This window comes from Candidatus Neoehrlichia procyonis str. RAC413 (assembly GCF_000964795.1).
In the GTDB taxonomy this organism is placed as follows: domain Bacteria; phylum Pseudomonadota; class Alphaproteobacteria; order Rickettsiales; family Anaplasmataceae; genus Neoehrlichia; species Neoehrlichia procyonis.
Map to the genome: position 1 here is coordinate 161,386 of NZ_LANX01000001.1, position 25,785 is coordinate 187,170.

Sequence of the window (25,785 nt, forward strand, 5' to 3'; positions counted from 1 at the left end):
AGAAGAATTATTATCAGGTAATGTAGAGTGAAACGTTAAAAGTTGTATAATATAATGTATGCACGTTATTGAAAATTACATTTCTATATAAATGAGATAATTATAAATTACAAGATGTATTAATTAAACTTTGCGTATATGGTACAATTGTAGTGATATTGTTATATGATGAGTCGAAGGTAGCTTTGATTTTTTCTACTTTATTATACAGAATTTGTTTAAAACAATTTAATATTGCAGCTTGCATTTCTAATATGAAATAATGTGTTGGCATTTGTGAAAATACAGGTGCTTTGTGACAATATTGTTGTACGAATTTTCCTTTAATAAAGCAATTAATTATGTTACTTTCCTGAGAATTATTATCAGGTAATGTAGGGTGAGACTCTAAAAATTTCTGAATTTGTGATAATAGTTCTTTTTGGCTATTGTCAAGTAACGTTAGTAATACAGTATTTGTTCTATAAAGAGCTGCATTTTTAGGCAGACGATAACCATGAGTAGCAATTATGATTGCTAAAACAAACTCTTTATTACTTTGTAATTCTTGCCTTATAAGGTCATATATGCGTAGTGTTTGATTATTTATATTTATGCTGTACTGCATTATATAGTGCAACTTACCATATAAACGTAGATATTGAGATAAGAGTAAATTTACTGCATCTATAAATACATGCTGATATTCTATGTCTAACATATGTTGCGCAATGGAAGGATGTAGTGTTTTTAATTTTTGTGTTGCTTCTGTGTTGTTTAATATGAGGTAATCAAAGTTTTTATATATAAAATGTGCTGCCTTGTTTTCTTCTTTTATGTATTTAGCTAACAGCATAGAAGCAATATTACTGCTGGTGCTTAATGAATCACTACTAGCATACTGTGATAAAATATTATGTAGATGCGAGTGGCTTTGTGTGTTGTAACGATTATACATGTATAAGGCATAAGAAGAATTAAAAGGTTTTGTTATGCTTAATGGTAGAGATGTAATGTTGATTACATTTTCATTGTTAGCTATGAAAGTATTACGTAATAGGTAATTATGATAATTTAATGATTTGTTTGTGAAACTAACTTTTAATTTTGATATTGTGTCAGCACTTGTGATATTATTTTCTTTGAGGAGTCTTTTTTGTACTAAAATAAAAAGTTTTTCATCTTTTATATATGATTCTAGCTCTTCTAAAGTGTTAAAATCAGACACATCTTTAAGACTTATAGTGCAATGTGATTTCCATACGCTTTTTTTGGAATAAACGGTTAGGTTATAATTTTGTCCATTTTTTATTATTTTGATTTTGCATTTAGTGTCTGACTTTGTACGTAGCTTGTTGATACTAATTTGTTCTGAGCACAATGAACTTATTACAACTATAAAGAAGTCTTCTTGCAACTTTGCAAATGTTGAATTTAATGTACTTACGAGAAGTAAATTATTCTGTTTATTGTTTTGTACATTTGGCATGTTATTAGATCCTAGTTTTAATAGTTTGTAACACATAGTAGTAAGTGCGTATACTATAGCTAAGGAAGCAAATAGTAAGGTAGCAGTTAAGATTAGATGATGCTTATTACAGCTACGAGAACCTGTTATATATGCAGTAGCAATGCATAACGTAAAAGTGGAATATTTTAAAAGTCCCATTACTAATGAATAAGGCAACATATCAAACCAATGCAAGATAACACTAGGTTATTTTAATTAATTTTTAAAATGAATGCAACTTAAATACAATTACTGTTGATATCTATATTATTAAAAAGGCATCTTCTTTAAACGTTAAAGAAATTTAATGGGGGATTGACGAAAGAAAAATTTCTAATTTAAAAGATTTTTTAATTATAGTGATCTTAACTTTCAGGATATACATGTTTTTTTATACATAATATAAAGTCTTTTCTTGTGAATTTGTTGTTGCATGTTGATAAAATAGAGTTCATAAATAAGGTTGCTATTGATAATACTATTTACAATTGAAAATTGTGTGTGAAAGGTAATAGTTTTACGTAGCCATTTTATGGCTTATTTAATTTACTTTTTTATAAAATTTCTTAATGTGATTGATAGATCTTATGAGAAAAAATTACCTATTTAAATGATATTTTAACTTAAAAGTATATTTTTACGCAAGTTGAAGATTATTTATTTTAAAGGTAAATGCGTATAATATTAGTGTGTAATTATTACTTATATATTATTGCTATTATAGATTTTTACATACTATATAGATTGTTAATATATAAGTAGCTATATTTTTTTTTGCAATGTGGCATTATTTATTAATTTAGGCATGCATTTATATTAAGATAGGATAATAAAATAAAAAATTTAATCTATTTACTCTTATTTATAAATTTGTAAATGTAAATTATTTTGCTGTAAGGTAATACATTTATAGATGTGGCTTATGAAATATATATAAGCTTACTTTATGACTTGTGTACTATTAGTACGGTTTTTAGTTGAACTAGGTAATTGTATAATCAGTTAATATTCTAATAACTTATAAATATATACCATCTGTTTTCTATAAAATAGAGGAACTTGTATAAGTAAATGTTTTTTAGTGTTGTAAACAGAAGTTTAATATATGGGCAACTTTATTCAATTTTATATAGTTGATAGTGGAAGAGAGAGTCTTGTAGTAAAATGATTTATTATGTATTTATGGCTTATAATATATTAGTAGGTGTTAATATTTTTTTTGTGAAATTTTATAATCTTCTATTATTGGAAATATTGCTTATTGTTGTAATAAATAATCTTTTTTTTAATATATATTTTATAATTAGTCGTTAACTTACTGTGCTTGTAATTATCTTGAGGTATAAAGCAATGAGAACGATTAACAAGCAAGGTGTTATTTACGTAAGTAATTTATTAACTATAATAATGGGATCTGAAATTTTTGTTGCGTCTAGAAAAGTACGCGATAATAAATGTGCTGTGTTAATATGTACTTTTTCTACAAGTGTTTTAGCACTAGTGCTACTTCAAATTTATTATATGTTTTTTCATAGGAAAGTTTATATTGTTTTAAAAAATAAAAAAGAATTATTTATATTAGATGCTCCTTTGTTAAAAATTGAGGTTTATAGTACGAAACATTCTCATAATGCTTGTTCAACACTACAAGTAACATTAGATAAAAAGTTAATTGATGGGTATTCAACAAATAATGCTGAGAGGCAGATACTCATTCAAAAGTGTACGAGTAATCCATTAAATAGTATTAACGCACAAATTAAAATATGTTTTATTAATAAACCAGGAAGTGTAAAGATAAGAATTATACCACTTACTTCTTTAGATGTAAAACCTAATATAGTAATAAATGTTAAGGAAAAAAAATATACAAAATATAGCATATTACATTTACAGTCTGTAATTTTATCAGTGAATGATTTAGAAAAGATATTGAATTTGTGTGTATGTGGAAAGTCGATATATTTACTTTTATTAGAAAAGTATTTGTCAGAGAATTATGATAATGATCATATAAATAATAAATTACTGTATATATTAAAGAATTTTCCATGCAGTAACTATTATCAAAGTCTATTATCTAATGAATTAGAAAGTAATTTATGTAATGCTTTAAAATATTTGCGCAAGTATAATGCTATCAAATTAACAAAAGATGATTTAGAGATACTAACAGAAGATATTATGGATTTAATGATAAAAAGAGCACATGAGTATAAAAATTTACATGAAGTATTATATAAGGAAGAATATATTAAAGAATTTAATTTGCAAATTGGTAATGAGGATATAATAGCATGTTATTTTGATGCTTTGAATAATGTGACAAGTAACTTAATAAAGAAATATTTATTATGTAATAATAGTCAGATAAAGATTATATCAGCGTTACATTCTTATATTACAAAGTGTAAGGAATGTAACGAAAACAGATTTAAAGATTTGAGGACATTGTATTTTACTGATGAAATAAAAATAGGTTATGAAATTTTAAGTAATTTTATAAATGAGCATAATTTGAGTGATAATATTGATCATATTATTTATGTTGCAAGGAGTGAGGTTAGTAAGAAATATAGCAAGTTGTTGAATAATTGTATTATAGGACTTGTAAAAGAGGAAACAGCTAGTATTAGTAGATTAAAATTAAGTAAAGGAAAGGCATTTAATGTGCAGAAATTGAGTTCTAATTATATTTCGCATTGTATATAGTTATACATTTTGATGTTTTTTGATATTATGTGTTTTATCTATAAAGAGGTTTTTATTAGTTATGAGAGGCACTTTTTTATATTATAATATATAGCGGTAAGAATTATGAGATTTAAATGAGATTGTAGTTGATTGTGCTATACAAAAAAAAAGTGAATTATTGTAATAAGATGTGAAATGTAGTGTATGGAGATCTTATAATATGGTAAATCTATAAAGTTAATTATAGTAGAAAGTGTTGTACTTGTAATAATCTATTAGTACAGAGAGTTGTATGTCAATTTTAAAAAGTACATACTTATTTATCTTGTATATTGCAAGGCTTTAGTATTGATACTATGAAAATAGTATTGTAGTAAATGCAAATATATTTTATTATAAAGGCTAAAAAGCAGGGGGTAGTTTAATAGTTAGTTGTAGGGTTATATGGCTGGTCATTCACAATTTGCAAATATAAAATATAGAAAAGGTGTGCAGGATGTAAAACGTGCTAAGAAATTTACGAAGTTAATACGAGAAATAATTGTAGCGGCTAGAGTGGGATTACCTGATCCAGAGTTTAATCCAAGGTTAAGATCAGCAATTGCTGCTGCAAGAAAAGAAAATTTGCCTAAAGATAGGATTGAATCAGCAATAAAAAGTGCTTCTGGAAATGCAGCTGATGATAGTTATGAAGAAGTTACATATGAAGGTTATGGGCCAGGTGGAGTTGCAGTTATTGTTCATGCTGTTACTAATAATCGTAATCGTACTGCATCTGAATTAAGGTATATTTTTTCAAAACATAGTGGTAAATTAGGAGAAAGTGGTAGTGTAAATTTTTTATTTGATCGTATTGGTGTTATTGTTTATAGAGCTGAAGCTATTAATGATTTTAATAATTTTTTTAATATTGCACTTGAATTGAGAGCTCGTGACATAGAAGATCATGTAGTAGATAATGGTCAAACACAAGAAAAACTGTATCACGTTATTTGTGATGTTAATGATTTTGGAAGTATTAGGGATAATTTATCTCAAAAATTCTTTGATGCTGAAACTGCAATGCTATCGTGGAAGCCTAAAGAAATAATTAAAATACAAGATTTAGATTTACAGGTAAAAATTAAAAATCTAATTTGTACATTAGAAGATAATGACGATGTTCAATATGTAAAAGGAAATTTTATTTTTTAAGTATACTAACTAATTTTTAATGTTAGGTAATTATGTGTTTTTTTAACGGCTTGATTTTGTATTTGTAATTTGATAGCATTAATGCATAGTACGACAATGGTTTTTATGTTAAAGGTTTTATTATGCCTATTTTTATTGTATATTATTTGTAGTAAGTTTATGTCAAAGGCTGAGTAGCTAAATATATGAGCACAAAATCAGATATTTTGGAGAATGTTTTACAGTTAGGAAGAATTTTACAGTTAATTAAGGGTTATCTTTGATACTGATAACCTTGAAAAATCTTTAGAAATACTTGAACAACAATGTGTTAGTAATTCTTTATGGAGTGATAGTGTTGTTGCACGTAATGTTTTACAAAATAAGTCAAAGATTCAAAGAACTTTAAGTACTTTCTATGATCTTGAAAAAGAATATAATGATTATATTGAAATTTTAGAAATTGCTAGTGATGATGATGTTGATTTTCTTTGTGATATTGAGAAAAGCCTTATAAAATTTAAAAAGCGAGTTTACCAAAAGAGAGTCGAGTGCTTATTTTCTGGAGAGGCAGATTATAATGATTGTTTTTTAGAAATTCGTTCTGGCGCAGGTGGTACTGAAAGTAATGATTGGACTGATATGTTACTTCGTATGTATATACGATGGGCAGAGTTATATCGTAAGTTTACTATTGAAGTAATAAATAAGCTTAACGGTGAAGAAGTTGGTATTAAATCTGTGATTATTAAAATCAAAGGAGATAATGCTTATGGTTGGGCAAAAACTGAAAGTGGTATTCATAGATTGGTACGTATATCTCCTTTTGATTCTAATGCTAAACGTCACACAAGTTTTGCTAGCGTAGAAGTATCACCAGTAGTAGATCAGAGTATTGCTATAGAAATTAATGAGAAAGATTTACGTATAGATACTTATAGAGCTTCAGGAGCTGGTGGTCAACATATTAATAAAACTGAAAGTGCGGTACGTATTACACATATTCCGTTAGGAATAGTGGTGCAATGTCAAAATAACAGATCTCAACATCAAAATCGTGCTGAGGCTTATAATTTGCTAAAAAGCCGTTTATATGAAATGCAATTACAAGAAAAAGAGAGGAAAATGGCTGAAATACATAACAAAAAATGTAATATAGGATGGGGTAATCAAATTAGATCGTATGTTATGCATCCATATCAAATGGTAAAGGATTTAAGAACGGGATATGAAAGTGGTAATGTAAATGCAATATTAGATGGAGACTTAGATGCTTTTGTAATGGCAACATTAACTAAAAGAGATATTTGATTATATAAAATATTTTTAGTAGTAGTGTAGCTGTGAGTTATGATATGTAATTGAGTTTAGTATTTTAAATGTAAATTATTTAATTTTTTTAGGTACGATTTATGTAATACAATGAATTAATATATGATTTTGCATAATTTAATATAATTACGCTGATGTTTGTTATTGATTATATGTTACTTGTTTTCTCAATAACAATATTCTTTATACAAATTAAATCATATATAATTTATGAATTATTACAAATAAAAATGTTATTATGTTTTATAACAATAATTGTTTTGATATGTGATAGCACTATCTAATTTAGCTTATGAGCGAGTTATGAGTTAATTATAAATAATTATTAGTATAATGTAAAATATAATACGGCTAAGATTCAAAAGGTATATAATACTTTAAGAGAATGTTCTAGCAAAATGATGCTGAATATTACTATATGTATTGCAAGAATAATACATAACGCATATTTAGTAGAGCATTAGCTTAGCTGCTTATACTGCTTATGTGTTTAGGACAATAGAAAGTACTACAGAATATGTTGGTTATTTATTGTAAAGAAGTTATTGTAGAAGCAAATAATATACAGGGGGTTTTAGAAAATTGTACATGCTTGTTACAGACTATAAATTAGCCATATTAGATAATATTAATAATGGCAAGTTAAAGGATAATTCACTGGAAAGATTATGGATAAATTTTTAAATAAGTCACCTGTGTTCTTTGACAAGCAAATATACAGACAATACTTTAGTAAAATGGTTTTAACAGATGCTATTAAAGCTATTAATATTTACAATAATAATTAGGCATTAAATGGAGGTGTATCATACCTTTCTATAAAAAATACCTGTAAAATTGTTAACATTATGAATCGTGAAGTACAAAATAGAGCTGTTGATTATTTATGAAATACTTGCATGGCCAAAAATTTGTTGCTCTTGTGCAATAAGATGCTAAGGTTACTACGAAAAAAATATAATGTATTATCTCCCTCTGCTAATGTTTAAGTTAATTTAACTGAAGCATGTGTTGATGTACAACAAACATATTTTATGTAATGTGTAGTTCCCTATTGGTAATATTAAAATGTTAAAAAGCTATTAAACTATTTTTTTATGCAAACTATATAATTTGTTCATTATCTTAATAATGTTATCGGTTTAAATTATGATATCATTATTTAATTTAGCTTATAGGCGAATTATTGAATTAGTTATAAATAATTATTTCAAATATAATGTAAAATATAATACTTTAAGAGATTTTTCTGACAAAAATGATGTCGAGTACATTACTACATGTATTGCAAATACATAGGCGTGTATTTAGTAATATACCAACTGTAAGTAATATCCCAACTATAGTTGCTTTTATTGTTAGTGTTCGTGTTATAATAAAATAATATTTTTCTAGACTGGATAGTCATGTATTGAGGATGTTGTTATTGTGACAGTCTAATATGTAAGAGTATCTTGAAACAGTTAGCAGTTTTATTGCACGATATAAAGCACACATATGTAATACTAATAGTTATCTATATGTTATTATTCACTGAAAAATATCAAGAAAGATGTCTACGATAGGTTATATGCATTTCTTAGTGAGCAAAAATATATAACAGTACTTTTGTTATGTGGTTTCAAAAAATACCGTTAGAGCTATGAAGATTTGTAGTGCAACTAAACTAGTAAATCAAGGTGTATCATTTATTTCTATAAAGTAAATCAGTAAAATTGTTAATATAATGGATAATACATTACTATATGAAGCTCTAGATTCTTCATTAGAAAGCTTAAAATATAAAAACTTACATAGAGGCAAAGGTTTTTTACTATTGCATAAAAAGCTGTTAATGTTGCTAAAGAAAATATAATGTACTGTCTTCTTCTAGATTTTAGAGTATCTAACATTACTGACACAAGTTCTGAAATACAATAAATGCATTTTGTACAATATTTATACTAAGTTAATAATATTAAAAAGAGCTATAAAATTGCTCTTTTTATGCATATAAACAATAATGAAAATATGAACTTGACTAATTTAAATCATAAAAAACTACAGATTTTTATAATTTTTTTTAGTTAGGCTTAGTTATAATAGTGAAATTCTAATTAAAAAAAAGCTATGACTGGTGCTTTATAATATTATTTGAGATGTAGAGTATGATATATCCGCAATGCTTTGTTTATTAAAGTTATTAAATATCTTTTATTATTTTTATATATAAATGTAAGCTGAAAAAAATTTATGTGTCAATTACTTATTATAATGTTATTAAATAACTCATAAATATGTCATAAAGATATATGCTTAATAATATTATAACTATTTTTGTGTAAATAAATTTATAATATTTAGTGACTTATTTTAATTAATATTTACTGGATTTTAATTAAACTGTGTACTCTAATAAATGTAATGGTTTCTAATGTTACTATGCACTTAATAGTAACTTGTTGTGTATTTTTGATAAATAATTTGTATATTATTTAATAGCACTTAATGCGTTGATGTAAATTACAGTTATTTAGTTATGATATATAGATATAATTTATATATGGAAGAAAACTATGTGCTTGTGTTATTAATGAGAATGCTTCTATGGTGTATATGCCACATTGGCCTAAGCCTTTAGGTTTTAGGCCCTCTGATCTATTACTTGATAGGATGATTCAGGTACTCAATAATTTGGGTAATCCTGAGAAAAAGCTACCTTCTGTAATACATGTTGCTGGTACTAATGGTAAGGGGTCAACTATTGCTTTAATTAATAGTATTTTACGTGCTGCAGGATTAAAAGTTCACGTATATACATCTCCTCATTTAGTGAATTTTAATGAAAGGATAGTTTTGAATGGTCAGAAAATTTGTGATAAATACCTATATGAGATATTAGAAGAATGTAGAGAAGCAAGTAAAAATATCCCTTTGACTTTTTTTGAAGGCACTACAGCTGCGGCTTTACTTGCTTTTTCACGAGTTGATGCAGATATTATATTGATAGAAACAGGTATGGGTGGAAGGTTAGATGCGACAAATGTTGTACATCCAATTTTAACAATAATTACTTCGATATCACTTGAGCATACAGAATCATTAGGCGAAACAGTAGAATTAATTGCTATAGAGAAAGCCGGTATTATGAAACATAACGTTACATGTGTTATTGCTCCTCAAGAGTTTCAATCAGTTATGAAGGTGCTTGAGAAGTGTGCGATTCAGAAACAATCTGCTGTTTGTAGAGGTAATATTGATTGGTTTTGCAGTAAAAGTAAAAATATGATGATTTTTGAGAATAGTATAGAAACATTATCGTTTCCTATGCCTGCTTTGCAAGGTGATCATCAAATTGCAAATGCAGGAAATGCAATATCTGCGTGTAGTATTTTATCAGGTAAATTTAATTATAAAATTGGCTATAATGATATTGTACGAGGGCTATCTGAGGTATATTGGCCTGCAAGGTTAGAAAAAATCACGAAAGGTATTTTATTTGATATGTTACCTAAATTATGGAGTTTGTTTTTGGATGGTGCACATAATCCTTCAGGTGCAAAAGTATTATCTGATTGGATAAAACAGCAAAATAATAGAGAAGTATATGTTATTTGTGGTATGACAAGAGATAAAGATAGTATTACTTTTTTAAAATATTTAAAGCCGTATATTAAGCATTTATGTTCTGTATGTGTAAAATATGAACCACGTGCTCAAACTGCAGAAGAAATCTTACAAACGGCATTATATTTAAGTATAAGTGCATCTGCTCATGATTCTTTATATACTTCTTTAAAAGCAATATTAGATATCGGAGATCATAATCTAAATTCTATTATTTTAATTTGTGGATCTCTATTTTTAGCAGGAGATGTACTATCAGAAAATTTATAGATTATATATGTGACTAGGTATATATGTATACGTATTTGAATAGTTAGTATTTTATTATTTCTTTACTAAGGGATTAATTTTTTGTAGTGTAGAAAAGTCTGTAAAGTAGCTTTAGGAAGGTAGGGGAATCAGGTGATGATGTTACAGTAGCAGATTGGTTACAAAATTCTTTGTAAAGGAATTAAATGTGTATAATTGTAGTTTTTAATATTTTTTTAAAAATATTAAATATACTTTTTTTTGTAATATAACTTGTATAGTATTATAAAACGTATTTGATATTCAAAATAAAATGCATTGTAAGCATGTTTAAGTTGTTAGCTAAGGTGCATTTACTTTATTCTATTAATTAATAATATTTATGTTATTGACATTATTTATTATACGAAAGGAAGTTTTTTAAATCAGAGTTTTAAAAACGATATGTGTGATTTATCAGGAATGTCTGATGTTAGTACAATAATTAGGTATTTTGCTAACCTATGATAATTATTAATACGTGTACAAAGTATGAATGGTATGTGTTTTATACTATTATGCAGTTGTAATCTGTTAAACTTGTTTTTCTCTTATTATTACTATACTATGCTTGCATTGAACAAATAGTCGTCTTTTTTTTTATAAGTATTTTATGTAAAATGATGTATTAGTAGTGTCAAAAGTCACTATGTAGAATATGTTTATGATTGTAATAAATAAACTTTGTTGATTTTTTCGTAAGTCTTAGTATCTAGTTTTAAAAATTATACTAAGCATTATAAGAATATTTATTGTATAATTTCTGTTTATTTAAGTGAATTTTTTATAAGTTAAAATTCTTGTTAATGATATTATTAATATAATAATATATTAATTTTAATATAGTAAGAAAGTTTTATAAATGTTAACTTGAGAAAGTATAAGTTCGAATATATGTTGTGGAGGAAGGGGAGAAATATATACTTTTTTTTTACGAAATTGTAGCTTGTAATTATAACATATTTAAGAACTGCTTAAATAGTGTTCACTATTGTATATAAAAGTATACTAACTTCAATATGGATTTTATGTTAATATCATAAAATTTTAATAAAAAATATTTACTTTACTTTATTAATCAATAATACTTAATTTAATTATTAAAATATTTATTTATATGGAAAGAAAAAATTTAAAACAAAATATTATACCATTAATATGTTATACTGTGACATGTTCTACTTTAATTGGATCAGCGTTTACTTCACTACTTATAGGAATGTGTTATTTTAAGAATCATATAGTACCTAAAGATGTTATGTGTGCTGCTATTATTTTAGGTATTACGTACTTTCTAGCAGGTTTTTTACCTATTATACTTATGGGTAAAAATAAAAACGAAGAAGCTATGAAAGCAAAAGATTGTTCTTTAATGAGAGAAGATAAAAACGAGAAAGCTTTTGAAACGAGAGATCTTGTAACAGGAAATTTGGTAGAAAGTTCCTTACTTAGTAAGGGAAGAAAAGTTCATTAATGTTAGTAAAAAAAGCTCTTAAGACAAAGTATTAAATCATTTTTGCAAGTGCTACTTTAATTGGATTAGAGTGTATGTTGCCATGTTGACGGGAAGGTGTATTGTTTGGGAAGGTATATATATAGGTATTAGTGCTTTCTAGCAAGTATATGTTTGTAGAGAAGGAGTATTCTTTGTATGTAGGTAATTGTTATAGTTAGTACTTTATTGAGAGGTGGTATGGTTATTTAAGTATTGGTTTTATTACATATTTTTTTTATAGTGTGTATTTGATCTATAAAAAATTAATAAAAATGGCAATTTTTTTAGAAATTGTAGCTTGTAATTAGTATTATTAAATATATTTAAGAACTGCTTGAATAGTATTCACTATTGTATATAAAGTATATTGAACCTCAATATGGATTCTATGTTAATATTTTTTTCTTATATTTTTATTAAATTTTAAGAAAAAAATATTTACTTTACTTTATTAATCAATAATATTTAATCTTATTATTAAAATATTTATTGATATGAAAAAAAAATTAAAACAAAATGTTATACTATTAACATGTTGTAATATGACATGTGCTACTTTGGTTGGATCAGCTGCTGTTTCAGTATTTGTATGGATGTGTTATTTAGAGTATAATATGATACCTAATTCTGTTATATATATTGCTGTTGTTTTAGGTATTGTGTCTTTTCTAATGATTTTTTGTCTTTTACATATGAGTCAATATCAAAAAGATACAACTGTAGTGAATGTAAATGAAAAAGATGGAACTGTAGTGAATAAAGATGAAAAAGATGGAACTGTAGCGAATAAAGATGAAAAAGATGGAACTGTAGCTAATAAAGATGAAAAAGATGGAACTGTAGTGAATAAAGATGAAAAAGATGGAACTGTAGTGAATAAAGATGAAAAAGATGGAGCTGTAGTGAATAAAGATGAAAAAGATGGAGCTGTAGTGAATAAAGATGAAAACGAGAAAGCTTTTGAGACAAGAGATCGTTTAACAGGAAATTTGATAGAAAGTTTTCTACTTAGTAAAAGTAAAATAAGTCGTCGCTATAGTATATAGAAAAAAAAGGTTAAAAATATGGAAAAAGAGTTTTTAAAACAAAGTATTAAAACATGTGTATATTATACTACAAGTTCTATTTTAATTGGATTAACGCTTTCTGCAATATTTGTAGGGGCGTATTATTTTAAGGATCATGCGATACATAATGATGTTATATACGCTGCTATCATTTTAGGTATTACGTGCTTTCTAGGAAGTTTTTTGTCTCTTATGCTTGTGAGTAAAGATAAGGAATATGGTGAAAACCGCTATTGTTATGAAACTCTTGAAGCAAGCGATTGTTCTTTTGAAGAAACTTTGGTAGAAGGTTTGCTTAATAAAAAAGAAAAAGTTCATTACTAGTACAAAAATTTTTAATAAAGTATTAAATTACAAGTTTTATTTTAATTCATGTGATTAGTGACTTCAATATTTGTATAGGGATATATTGTTTAAAGTATTATGTGTGCTTTATAGCAAGTATATGTTTTTGTGGAAGAGGAATATTCTTGATATGTATGGTAATTATTGTAGTTAACGATAGGTGGTGCGGTTATTTAAGTACTGGTTTTATTACATATTTTCTATTGTGTATTATGGCCTGTAAAAAAAACTAATAAAAAGACAATTTTTTTAAGAAATTGTAGCTTAGTAATTAGTATTATTAAATATATTTAATAAATATTTACGTTAGTATTCACTATTGTATACAAAAGTATACTTAACCTCAATATGGGTTATATATTAATATTTTTTTATATTTTAATTAAATTTTAATAAAAAAAATATTTACTTTACTTTATTAATCAATAATAATTAATTTTATATTAAAATATTTATTGATATGAAGAAAGAAAAATTAAAATCAAGTGTTATACCATTAGCATGTTGTACTGTGACATGTTCTACTTTAATTTGATTAGCGGTTACTTTGCTGTTTATGGGGACATGTTATTTAAAGGATTATAGGGTACATGATAATGTTATATATGCTGTGTTATTGAAGGTATTATATTCTTTTTAGTAGGCTTTTTCTCTTATATATTATGGATAAATATAAAAACAAGGAAGCCTGTTAAAGTAACAGATAGTTCTTTATTTATTAATAAATATTATTATTTTTAATATTAAATGAGTAAATATAAAAATGAAAGAGCTTTTTGAACAAGAGATCGTTTAATAGGAAATTTGGTAGAAAGTTACCTATGCTAGTATATAAAAAAGGTTAAGTATATGAAAGTAAAGTTTTTAAGACAAAATATTAAATTATTTATAAGTTCTATTTCAATAGGATTAGTGACTGCTGCAACATTTATAAGTATGTCTTCTTTGAAGAATCATACAATACATAATAATGTTATATATTCTGCTATTGGTTTAGGTGTTGCATCCTTTCTAGGAAGCTTTTTACCTCTTGTGCTTATGAGTACAAATAAAAATAAGAAAGCTATTGCAAAACTCGATTGTTATAATAACACTATCGAAATAAGTGATTGTCTTTTAAAAGAAGATGAGATAGAAATTCTGCTTAATAAAAAAGAAAGAATTCATTTGCAATTTTTACCTTAATTGGATTAGTGTTTTGTATACACTATTGTATAGGTTTAGGAGAATTATTGTGAGAAGTATTATTTTAGGTATTACATGCTTTTCTAGGAAGTTTTTTATCTCTTATTGTTTATAAATGAAGATAAAATAAGTGAGGGTGAATGATTAAAAATAAAGTGAATAAAAATGAAAACGAGAAAGTTTTTGACGCAAAAGAAGGAAGTTTATTGCCAGTATTTGATGAAAAAAAAATCTGCAAAAAAAATATTAAATTATTTACATATTATAATATTTTAGATACAGCAAAGGATATTACATATTCTTTTTTAAAGGGAGTGATTATAGGGGGACCAATTTCTGCTGTATTATATGTAGGAATATATTATTGTAAGAATAATAAAGTAGATAATAATATTATTATATGCCTTAGTATTATTTTCAATGTTATTGCGATCTCATGTGTTGCGTTATGGATATATAGTAAGGAATTGAACAATGAGGAAGCTGTTGCAAGAGATCGTTCTTTAATGGGAAGTTTGGTAAAAGGTTCCCTACTATCTGTTAGTGATGTAGGGAGGTCTATTTAATATATAAAAAAGTTTGTAAATAAAATATTAAATCATTTGCAATTTTTACTTTCATTGAATTAGTGACTTTATACACTATTTGTAGGTTTAGGGGAATTATTGTTGAAGTATTATTTTAGGTATTATATGCTTTTCTAGGAAGTTTTTTATCTCTTATGTTTGTATGAAGATAAAAAGTGATTAAAGATAAAATGGGTAAAGAAAAAATGATTAAAAATAAAGTGACTGAAAATAAAAACGAGAAAGCTTTTGAAGCAAAGGAAAGAAGTTTGTTGCCATATGATGAAGGAATAGCAAAGATTATGGCATGTTCTGTTTTAAAGGGATTAGTTATAGGGATACCAATTTTTGCTGCACTATATGTAGCGATATATTATTGCAGTACAAATAAAATAGATAAAGATATGCTAGATAGTAGTATGATTAAATGCTGGGGTATTACTTTATATGGTATTGTAACCTCATGGGCTGTATTATCAGTATATAGTAAAGAATTATATAGTAAAAAAATGGAAGTTTTTGAAAAGAATTCCCTAGCACCTACTAGTAATATAAGGGGGAATGATGAGAAAGTTTGTTGCAAGAGATTGCTCTTTAACAGGAATTGTTGTGGTAGAAAATACTCTAATACTTACTAATAATGTAGGTAGGGATCTCTAATATAAATAAATAAAAAAGTTTGTAAAACCAAAGTATTAAACATTTGCAATTTTTATTTTAATTGGACTAGTGACTTTGTATACACTATTTGTAGATTTAGGGGAATTATTTTTGAAGTATTATTTAGGGTATTACATGCTTTTTTAGAAAGTTTTTTATTTCTTATGTTTGTAAGTGAAGATAAAAACGAGGAAGATGTGAAAGTAATAATTTTTTTTAAAGGAAATTTGTTAGAAAGTTATATCTGCTAATAAGGGGAAGAAAAAGTTTACCATTTAATGGTTAGAATGTTATTTGTATGATAAACTAAAAATTGTACTACATGTGCTAGCATTATTTTCGGTATTGTGTGCTCTTGATTTTTTATTTTTGATATTAAAGCAATAGGTTGTTCTTTGAAAGAAATTTTGGTAAAAAGTTACCTGCTTGCCAGTAAAAGAGAAGAAGTTATTTTTAGCAAAATATGCTTGTAGTTTTGATTTTATAAGTAAAATGCTAGTTTTTGTGTAATCCTTATTGCAATTGTAACTTTATAACAAAGTTTATGCAAAATATTTATGTGTATTAAACTTATTTATTAAGTAAGAGTTTATGTATTAAAAGCTCTTACTTAGTATAGTAATACTTCTATAGTAATAAGATCATATAATAGTAGTATAGTTTATTATCTTATATATTAGCATTAATTAATATTTATAATATAAATAAGCTTTGTGGGTGTCATTTGTGTAAGCATAAGCTTATTTATGTGAGCATTTGGTATTTAGTTTTACTGTATTAAGTAAGTGCATAATTATTGATACGTGAAAATTAAATTTTAAGTATAATTAATATTATTTTAATATTTATTAATATAAATAATTGCTGCAACATTTATTGTTTTTTTGATATAAGAAAGCGTGTATACGAATTTAGTGTTATGTGAACTGTTGTCTAAATAGGGTGGAATAGGTGTTGCATTTTGTATAAATTTTTGTTTTTAGTGTTGTTTGTATGTGACGTGACAAGAAAAGATTTTTAATAATATGGTGTGGATTATTTTCTTGTATAAGAGTATTGCTTACTTTGTGAACATAAAATACTTATAAATGATCTTAGATGAAAAAATTTTTATTGGTATTTGTAATTTTATGATGCTATAAAGCTACAAGGTTTAGTTTTTTTAATTATAAATTATTAAGGATTATTTATTGTGCATTGAACCTTTTATAAATTAAAAATTTTTGATTACATATGTGTATATGTTAAGTTTAACTGGTAACGAAGTAGCATGATTAATGATGTATTATTAATGTATTAGGGAAATTTTAATAAAAATAAATAAGCAGAGTGTGAGTTTATTTTATAGAATTTTTCTATATATGATTTAGATTATTATATTATTATTTTAATTTTTTATCTGTATAATAATTTTATTGGTATTAATAGTATATTAATAAGTAAAAATGAAATTTTTAAAGCGTAGCATTATAAAGTCTACAGCAATTGCTACTATAAGTGGAATAGTATGTGCCGCAGCTACTATTTTTTTGTATTATAAAATGTTTAATTATCTATCAAGTAATGTAATACAAAATGCCTTTGTTATATCTTCTATTATATTTGTTATAGCATTTATGTTGGCTTTTTTGTTTGATTGTGTTGGTGTTGAGGATAATTTAAATATGAAAATTGAAAATTATCAATTAAGTGATATTAATGTAGATAATTTTTCAATAAAAGATTTAGTACGAAGTAATGATTTTGATGGCGAAGACAAAGAATCATATATTACAACTACAAATACTTATGATTTTGTATTTTATAGTAGGTAATATTATTTAATATTTACTAATTATAAGTTATTTTTTAATTGTTTGATAGTATTGAATAGGATTATTTGGTCTTGTTTGTGTATAAAGATTTTTATATACATTACTTTACCTGTAGGTTTTTAATTGATTACATATAAAATTACATAGAATATATATTATAATTATATATGTGATAGATTGTGAGTAAGGTTATTTTATTGGAAAGTATATAGTTATTAAAATAATAAGATTGTAATAAAAAATTAATTATAGTATTGATTTTATATAAGTAGGATTTTGTAATTATAAAAATGCTTCAACTATGTATAATATAAATTTGATTAATTAAGATTGCTATGTAATTTGTAACGTGTATGCAATTCTATTGTTAATATAGCTTTTATACAAAAATTTCTAATAACTTGTCATGTCATGTAGTACTAGTCAAATTTTTTGAACATCAAATAGTTACTTGTATTAATTATGGTATGAAAAAATATTGAATGTTTATTTTTTAGTAATATGTATAATAGCCTTATTACATAGTTGACTTATTAAATATAATTACAAATACTTTTTTGCTGGTAAGTTGCATTGACTAATGTAGTTGTAATATAGTTATACGTGTATTAGAACTATTATAATGTATATTTAGTAAATGTTTTAAGCATATATGTTGGTTTCTATTTTTGCATTTAATGAATATAAGACGAGTTAATGCCAGTTTCTGGAAATTTTTAGTGAAATAAATATTATTAATGCTAATGAATTATAAGTAAAAGATGGTAATAAGAATAGGAACAAGAGGTAGTTTACTTGCAATGGTACAAGTACGTGAGGTGGAATCATTATTAAAACAAAGGTTTCCTAAGCTTTCCATTCAGATTGTTGAAATAAAAACTTCAGGAGATAGTATTGTTAATGTACCTTTACATACGATAGGAGGAAAAGCACTATTTATAAAGGAAATAGAAGAGGCAATGTTAATGAAGACAATTGACATAGCTGTGCATTCAACTAAGGATGTTCCTGCTTTTTTTTCTAATAAGTTAATCATTCCATGTATTATTAAAAGAAATACACCATATGATGTTTTAATCTCGTTAAAATATAAACATATAGAATCGCTTCCCTTGAATGCTACAGTAGGTACATCTTCAATTAGAAGAAAGGTACAGCTTCTTGCTTTAAGGCCTGATTTACATATTGTTCCTATTAGAGGTAATATTGATACAAGAATAAAAAAATCTAAAGAATTTGATGCTATTATACTTGCTGAAGCTGGATTAAATAGGATAGGAAAACAGGAATTTATTAGTGAAGTTATTCACCCAAATAAGATGTTAAGTGCTGTTGGTCAAGGTGCGATATGTATTCAGTGTAGAGAGGATGATGACAAGATTATATCTATGATAAGATTGTTAAATGATCATAAGTCTTATGTAGCTATCATGGCAGAAAGGGGGTTTATGAAAGCAGTGAATGGATCTTGTAATACACCATTAGCTGCTCTTGCTCAGTATATTAATTGTAATACTTTACATATGAAATGTATGCTTTCTAATGGTAATGATATGTTGTTCTTAGAACGTACATTTTTAGAAAGTGATGCAGAAAATGTGGGATTTGAAATGGGTTTGGAATTAAAAAGTAGGTTATTTATGTAATAAAATATATGAAAAATTTATATTTGCAAAACATTATATATATAGTTTATAAAAAAATGATTGTTTATGTAGAAATTTAGATAATAAATCTTGTGTAAAGAAGGTACTGTTAAAATGCAAGTTTAAATTTTGTATGTTTTTCAATAGTGATATAATGGTTTTTTATATGTTATTATCTGTCTTGGAAAGTATATTAACATGTTGTTATAATATGTATATTTTTTAATATGTTAATTTTATAAGTGGAGACGTGGAATAAGTGCTTGAAATAAGTTTGAGATTCAAAAGTAAATTATTTACATAATTTTATGATATATGAGAAATTACCTTCTGTGTTGGGAAGATATCGTGCAGGAGCTCAAATGAAAAATATGACTTGGTTTAATGTTGGAGGTACTGTTGAAATTTTATTTAAGCCAGCAGATATTAATGATTTGTCTTATTTTATAAAAAATGTGAACTTTCCAGTGAATGTAGTGGGAGTGGCATCTAATCTTATTATAAGAGATGGATTAATTAAAGGTGCAATAGTGAAACTGGGAAAGGGGTTTACAGATATGTCTTGTAATAATGATACTATTACTGTTGGGTGTGCTGTTCTGCTTGCTAATCTTGCAATTTTTGCAAAGAATAATAGTCTTTCTGGATTTGAATTTATGATAGGAATACCTGGTACAGTAGGAGGGGCAATTGCTATGAATGCTGGAGCCTATGGTAGTGATATTTCTTCAGTTTTACAGTCTGTTAAAGCAGTTGATGAAAATGGTAATATTCATGTTCTGTTAAAGAATGATATAGGATATTTTTATCGTGGAAATGCATTAAAAAGTAACTGGATATTTACAGAAGCAACATTTGTTGGGAAAAAATTGCAAAAAGATATTATTGAAAAAACAATGAATAAATTTATTTCTAAAAGAAATAATGATCAACCTACTGGAGCAAAAACGGGAGGTTCAACTTTTAAGAACCCCATAGGGTATAAAGCATGGGAATTAATAGATGCTGCTGGTTGCAGAGGAATGAAAATTGGTGGAGCTATAGTATCCGAAAAGCACTGTAATTTTTTGGTAAATTATAATAACTCTACTGCTGAAGATTTAGAAAATCTTGGAAATGAAGTTAGGCTTAAGGTGAAAAATAAGTTTAATATTGATCTTGAGTGGGAGATCAAATTTTTAGGGTGAAAGATTATGTAATAAAATATTAGTATTAATGAATATGGATGTTATAAGCTATTTTTTTAAGATGTATAAATATAAAAATTGTGTATATATATAGTATTTTACTAAAAGGATTGTTATTTTATATGTTAAAGTATTTTATTATGTATAACTACTATAAGTAATTATTTGATTGATATATAGTTGCTATTTAAGATATAAAAATAACTTTGTGCTTGTGCTAACGTTTAGTATTAAATGAACTTAATTAATAAAATACATGGAATTATTTAACTATGATATATAGTTGCATTTAAGATGTAAAAAATAATAACTTTATATTTATGCTAACGTTTAATATTAAATGAACTTCATAATAATAAAATATATGACATTATATTAACTATTTTAAGAGATTAATGTTCTATTTATAGGATAGGTTATATATTATTTTTAGTAATTATTGTTGATTTTTAATAATTATATTGGGAATTATCTAAAAACTTGTGATTATATTACTGAGTGAGTGTGTGAAATATTTTGTTACTTATTATATAATGTGTTTTTATGTAGTAAATATGGTGTATAACATGTTGTGAATAAATAGCTTAAGGAATATAATTAATATGTGTAAATTTTTATAAGAAATTAATTAGGACTGTAAAATAGACTTGGTAAAATATATAGCTATTAAAAAAAACATTAATTACATCGATTATTAGAAAAAGAAAGGAATGGCTATTAGTTTGAAACGCTATTTTTGTATTGTATTATATTATTAATTATGAATTTAAAAAATATTTTCAATGGTAAGTATTAAAAGTTTAAGATGGTTATGCTGAATTTTATGCTTGGGAATAAAGTAGAAAGCTGTGAATTATGTAAAAATGTTGCTAGTCTTACATTAGAAATACAGTTGATAATCCTAAAAATATTAAAAAGGATATGGTGTCACTGGCAGCACATATTATTATAGATGATGATACTGTTGGGTCGGATTTAAAAAAATTAAGAACTATGGGTATTGCTGCCCCTAAAAAAGTAGCGATAGAAAATGTAATTATCATTGAAATGCTAAATAACACTTCCATTGTTATATTATGAAACCTTATTACTATGATGATTGATGCTATTGATGCTAATACGAGTCCATTAAAAAATCCTACACATAATTCTTTCATTAATAGTCTATGAGAATTTCTATAATTTAGTTGTTTTGTTGCTAAGGCTCTTATTGTGACAGTTAATGCTTGTAACCCTGCGTTGCCGCTCATTGATGCAATTATTGGCATAATTACAGATAATACTACAAACTGTTTAATTGTTTCACTGAATAGATTGATTACCATTGAGCTTACAGTGGAGGTAAGTAAGTTAATAGCTAGCCAGGGCAGTCTTTTAATAACAGTTTTAAATAAAGGAGAGTTTATGTCATTGTTTGAAACCATGCCAAGATGTAATACGTCTTGTTCAGCCTCTTGGTGTATAACATTAACAATATCATGTATTAAGATTGAACCAATAATATGACCTTTTTTATTGACTACTGGTGCAGACAGTAATGAGTATTTTCTAAATATTTCTGATACTTCTTCTTGTTTTGTACCTGGTTTTATAATTTTTATATCGGTATTCATAAGTTGTTGTACAAGTTGATGTTTATTTGCACGGATTATAACATCTAGGCTTATGATTCCTATAGGTTGTAATTTAGAATTGATTACAAAAATTTCATAAAATGTATGATGTGATTTTCCACTATTGCATAAGAAATCTATTAATTGGCTAATGGTCCAATGTTCTGGAACTATTGTTATATCTTTATGTATTAATCTTCCAGCACTTTGTTCAGGGTACGATAGTAATTCTTTTATAAATAAAGCTTTATCGTGTGGGAGTAAGTTAAGAATTTGAGTTTGTTCTTCTTGGTGTAATCCTTCGATAATTGTAATGATATCTTCTGTATCAAGATCTGAAATTAAAGAAGTGAATTTTTCTATTTTTATAATATCTATTATTTCTTGATGTAACTCAGGAACAAGATGTATAAAAGTTTCTGATAGTAACTTATCATTAATATTAAGTAATAATTCTTTACGATACTGATATGTTGAGGTAATTAAGAAATAGGCAATTTGAACATTGTCAACTTTATCAATAATATTTTTTATAGCAATGGAATTCTTATCTTCGAGTGCTTTAGTTAGCGAGTTGCTAATTTTTTCTTCTAACAAATAGTCTGACATAACTCTTAAATATTTATTACACTGGTAGCTATCATATTTATACTTAACAGAATTTAATTTCAATAAAATTAATAGATGGAATTTATTTTATACTGACTTAACTTATTTATATTTTAGTAAAATATGATAGGTGTATTTCAGTAAATTATAATCTTAGTAATTTGTAGTAGTAGTGATAAACTTAAATTTATAAAGATAAGTTTACGCCTGTATAAATAATATTATTGATATAAGATTGTGAATTTAAAATTGACTTTATGAAAATTGTTTGTAATTATCTCAATAGCCCTTGTGGCGAAATGGTAGACGCGGTAGACTCAAAATCTATTATCTGCAAAGATATGCTGGTTCAAGTCCGGCCAGGGGCACATTCTAATATTAGGTTCTTAATGGTTGTAAGTTTTATAATTTTAGGTATAATTTTTTTGAGATTTTTTAGTATCTCGGGCTTTATGTATTGTACTAAATATAGGTTAGTGGGGTATTGATGAGTGAGAAAAAAAAAGTACGAAAACAAAATATGGCCAATGCTATTGGGGTAGTAGTGAGGGTTATGCCTGCAATTGTAGATTTGAAATTTAAAGATGGTCAAATTCCGGCAATACTAAATGCTTTAAAGAGTAAGCTAGATTATAATGGAAAAAAAATTACATTAGAAGTTGCACAGCATATTAGTGGATGCATGGTAAGATGTATAGCAATTGAAAGTACTGATGGATTATCTAGAGGTGATGAATTTTTTGATACAGGTTATCCTATATCAGTACCTGTTGGGAAGCAAGTTTTAGGTAGAGTTTTTGATGTATTAGGTAATACAATAGACGGTAATGGTGATCTTTCTTCATCACAAGATTCTTCTACTCGTTCTATATATTCGCCTCCTCCTGCATTAGTTGATCAAAAAGTTGCGACAGAAGTGCTAACAACCGGAATTAAAGTTATAGATTTATTGGCTCCTTATTTAAAAGGTGGAAAGGTTGGATTATTTGGTGGGGCTGGGGTTGGAAAAACGGTATTAATTATGGAGCTTATTCACAATATTGCAAAAGCTCATAAGGGGTTTTCTGTTTTTGCTGGAGTTGGTGAGCGTACTCGTGAAGGTAATGATTTGTATCGTGAAATGATAGAATCAGGAGTAATAGATATCAATGAACCTGACAAATCTCAAGCAGTATTGGTATATGGTCAAATGAATGAGCCACCTGGTGCTAGAATGAGAGTTGCTTTAACTGCTTTAACAATGGCTGAGTATTTTAGGGATAGCGAAGGTCAAGACGTTTTATTTTTTATTGATAATATATTTAGGTTTACTCAATCTGGATCTGAAGTATCAGCTTTATTGGGAAGAATTCCTTCTGCTGTTGGATATCAACCAACTTTAGCTTCTGAAATGGGTGCAATGCAAGAAAGAATTACTTCAACTTATAAAGGATCTATTACATCAGTACAGGCAATATATGTTCCTGCAGATGATTTAACGGATCCAGCTCCTGCAACTTCTTTTGCTCATCTTGATTCAACTACTGTTCTTTCTAGGCAAATTTCTGAACTTGGTATATATCCTGCTGTAGATCCATTGGATTCTACATCTCAAGCTCTTTCTGTAGAGGTAGTAGGAGAAGAGCATTATAAAGTAGCAAAAGATATACAGTGTATATTGCAGACTTATAAATCTTTGCAGGATATAATAGCAATTCTTGGTATGGATGAACTTTCAGAGGATGATAAGTTGTTAGTTGCAAGAGCAAGGAAAATACAGAAGTTTTTGTCACAGCCTTTTCATGTTGCTGAAGTGTTTACTGGCTCTCCTGGTAAGTTTGTATCTCTAGAAGATACAGTTAAGGGGTTTAAAGGGCTAGCGGAAGGGAAGTATGATGATTTACCTGAATCAGCATTTTATATGGTAGGTAGCATAGATGATGCTATTAAGAAAGCAGAATCAATGAATAGAGTGGTATAAGTGTGCAAAATGTTACTGTGAAATTTACAACACCAGATTATGAAATGATATTTAATGATATTTACTCAATTGCTGCATCTACTGAAGGTGGACATTTTGTTATTATGCCGAATCATGAAAAATTTATTATGAGCTTATGCTCAGGGGATGTAGTGCTTAAAGATATATCTAGTGTTACTACTATTATTGTAGTTGCAAATGCTGTTTTGAGTATATGTGATAATAAATGTAATATTATAGCAGATATTGCATTTATTTTTAATAAAGATAAGATTAAACAATTGAAAGAAGTACAGAAGCTTTTTGAGAAAAATATTTCTAATGTTATTCATGATAAGTTTTTATATGATATTTTAGATCAGGACTTGAAGTTTATGAGTAGGTATTACAATGAAAATATTTCTTGATACTGCTGATATAGATTGTATCGAAGAGTGTAGTAAAACTGGGTTAATAGATGGTATTACAACAAATCCAATGCTTTTGTCTAGGTCAAGTAGCGAAATGTGCAGTGATTTAATATCAAAGATATGCGATATAGTAAAAGGTCCTGTAAGTGTTGAAGTTATTTCAACACATTGTAAAGGTATGATACAGGAAGGATTAAAACTAGCAAAGATTTCCTGTAATATAGTAGTAAAATTGCCAATGACATATGATGGTATTTGTGCATGTCAGATTTTATCTCGTGAGTATAATATAAAAGTAAATGTTACATTATGTTTTTCTGTAGCACAGGCGATATTAGCTGCAAAGGCTGGAGCTTATTTTGTTTCTCCATTTATAGGTAGGTTAGATGATTTGAGTTATGATGGACTAGCTATAATTAAAGATATATGCAATGTGTATTCACTATATAGTAATTTTACTACGAAAGTTTTAGCAGCGTCTGTAAGAAATCCTTTACATGTTGTTAATGCTGCAAAGGTAGGTGTTGATATAGTTACAATGCCTCCTGTAATATTTAAGCAGCTTTTTATGCATCCCCTGACAAATATTGGACTAGAAAGCTTTCTGCAAAGTTGGCAGAAGTCTGGTAAGGCAATAGTGTGATTT

Annotated in this window: 19 protein-coding genes and 1 tRNA gene; 18 read left to right on the plus strand and 2 right to left on the minus strand. The window is 26.4% G+C overall.

What is annotated here, in order from left to right; translation table 11 throughout:
* Positions 1 to 100: 100 nt before the first annotated feature.
* Positions 101 to 1,669, minus strand: a complete 1,569-nt coding sequence (locus NLO413_RS00575; RefSeq protein ID WP_045808621.1) for a hypothetical protein — start codon at positions 1,667 to 1,669, stop codon at positions 101 to 103.
* Between the two features lie 1,170 nt (positions 1,670 to 2,839).
* On the opposite strand from NLO413_RS00575, the gene NLO413_RS00580 reads away from it, so the two are divergent.
* The 14 genes from NLO413_RS00580 (at position 2,840) to murB (ending at position 20,547) form a co-directional block, all read left to right on the plus strand.
* On the plus strand, positions 2,840 to 4,201 hold the full coding sequence (locus NLO413_RS00580; protein ID WP_045808622.1) for a hypothetical protein: 1,362 nt from the start codon (positions 2,840 to 2,842) through the stop codon (positions 4,199 to 4,201).
* A 426-nt stretch (positions 4,202 to 4,627) separates the two neighbouring features.
* Positions 4,628 to 5,377 carry a YebC/PmpR family DNA-binding transcriptional regulator gene (locus tag NLO413_RS00585; protein ID WP_045808623.1) on the plus strand — a complete coding sequence of 250 codons (750 nt, stop codon included), beginning with the start codon at positions 4,628 to 4,630 and terminating at the stop codon, positions 5,375 to 5,377.
* A 185-nt stretch (positions 5,378 to 5,562) separates the two neighbouring features.
* A protein-coding gene (prfB, locus tag NLO413_RS00590; protein WP_232295889.1) for a peptide chain release factor 2 occupies positions 5,563 to 6,667 on the plus strand; the annotation gives its coding sequence in 2 pieces (ribosomal slippage) (positions 5,563 to 5,637 and positions 5,639 to 6,667; 1,104 coding nt in all).
* A 1,279-nt stretch (positions 6,668 to 7,946) separates the two neighbouring features.
* Entirely contained in the window at positions 7,947 to 8,072 is a 126-nt protein-coding gene (locus NLO413_RS04945; RefSeq protein WP_269744819.1) for a hypothetical protein, read from the plus strand.
* A gap of 1,202 nt (positions 8,073 to 9,274) precedes the next feature.
* Complete coding sequence (locus NLO413_RS00595; RefSeq protein WP_045808625.1) at positions 9,275 to 10,564, plus strand: bifunctional folylpolyglutamate synthase/dihydrofolate synthase; 1,290 nt, start codon at positions 9,275 to 9,277, stop codon at positions 10,562 to 10,564.
* Between the two features lie 1,135 nt (positions 10,565 to 11,699).
* A complete protein-coding gene (locus NLO413_RS00600; protein WP_045808626.1) occupies positions 11,700 to 12,056 on the plus strand; it encodes a hypothetical protein in 357 nt (118 codons plus the stop codon).
* A gap of 515 nt (positions 12,057 to 12,571) precedes the next feature.
* Entirely contained in the window at positions 12,572 to 13,123 is a 552-nt protein-coding gene (locus NLO413_RS00605; RefSeq protein WP_045808627.1) for a hypothetical protein, read from the plus strand.
* 18 nt (positions 13,124 to 13,141) lie between these two features.
* Entirely contained in the window at positions 13,142 to 13,468 is a 327-nt protein-coding gene (locus NLO413_RS00610) for a hypothetical protein (protein ID WP_045808628.1), read from the plus strand.
* Between the two features lie 870 nt (positions 13,469 to 14,338).
* A complete protein-coding gene (locus tag NLO413_RS00615) occupies positions 14,339 to 14,674 on the plus strand; it encodes a hypothetical protein (protein WP_045808629.1) in 336 nt (111 codons plus the stop codon).
* A gap of 140 nt (positions 14,675 to 14,814) precedes the next feature.
* Entirely contained in the window at positions 14,815 to 15,240 is a 426-nt protein-coding gene (locus NLO413_RS00620) for a hypothetical protein (RefSeq protein ID WP_045808630.1), read from the plus strand.
* A 206-nt stretch (positions 15,241 to 15,446) separates the two neighbouring features.
* A complete protein-coding gene (locus NLO413_RS00625) occupies positions 15,447 to 15,878 on the plus strand; it encodes a hypothetical protein (protein ID WP_198138886.1) in 432 nt (143 codons plus the stop codon).
* Positions 15,879 to 17,345: 1,467 nt separating this feature from the next.
* The gene (locus NLO413_RS00630) at positions 17,346 to 17,714 is read left to right on the plus strand and encodes a hypothetical protein (RefSeq protein ID WP_045808632.1); all 369 of its coding nucleotides are present in this window, start codon (positions 17,346 to 17,348) and stop codon (positions 17,712 to 17,714) included.
* Between the two features lie 761 nt (positions 17,715 to 18,475).
* On the plus strand, positions 18,476 to 19,360 hold the full coding sequence (hemC, locus tag NLO413_RS00635; protein ID WP_045808633.1) for a hydroxymethylbilane synthase: 885 nt from the start codon (positions 18,476 to 18,478) through the stop codon (positions 19,358 to 19,360).
* Positions 19,361 to 19,668: 308 nt separating this feature from the next.
* The gene (gene murB / locus NLO413_RS00640; RefSeq protein WP_045808634.1) at positions 19,669 to 20,547 is read left to right on the plus strand and encodes a UDP-N-acetylmuramate dehydrogenase; all 879 of its coding nucleotides are present in this window, start codon (positions 19,669 to 19,671) and stop codon (positions 20,545 to 20,547) included.
* 875 nt (positions 20,548 to 21,422) lie between these two features.
* Here murB and mgtE read toward each other — a convergent pair.
* Positions 21,423 to 22,769 (minus strand): magnesium transporter, encoded by a 1,347-nt coding sequence (gene mgtE / locus NLO413_RS00645; RefSeq protein WP_045808635.1) that lies wholly within the window; start codon positions 22,767 to 22,769, stop codon positions 21,423 to 21,425.
* A gap of 285 nt (positions 22,770 to 23,054) precedes the next feature.
* On the opposite strand from mgtE, the gene NLO413_RS00650 reads away from it, so the two are divergent.
* The 4 genes from NLO413_RS00650 (at position 23,055) to fsa (ending at position 25,782) form a co-directional block, all read left to right on the plus strand.
* A tRNA-Leu gene (locus NLO413_RS00650) sits at positions 23,055 to 23,137 on the plus strand.
* Positions 23,138 to 23,289: 152 nt separating this feature from the next.
* Positions 23,290 to 24,729 carry a F0F1 ATP synthase subunit beta gene (atpD, locus tag NLO413_RS00655; protein ID WP_458692771.1) on the plus strand — a complete coding sequence of 480 codons (1,440 nt, stop codon included), beginning with the start codon at positions 23,290 to 23,292 and terminating at the stop codon, positions 24,727 to 24,729.
* A gap of 2 nt (positions 24,730 to 24,731) precedes the next feature.
* Entirely contained in the window at positions 24,732 to 25,136 is a 405-nt protein-coding gene (locus tag NLO413_RS00660; RefSeq protein ID WP_045808637.1) for a hypothetical protein, read from the plus strand.
* Positions 25,120 to 25,782 (plus strand): fructose-6-phosphate aldolase, encoded by a 663-nt coding sequence (gene fsa / locus NLO413_RS00665; protein ID WP_045808638.1) that lies wholly within the window; start codon positions 25,120 to 25,122, stop codon positions 25,780 to 25,782. The genes NLO413_RS00660 and fsa overlap by 17 nt, the downstream gene beginning before the upstream one ends.
* Positions 25,783 to 25,785: the final 3 nt, after the last annotated feature.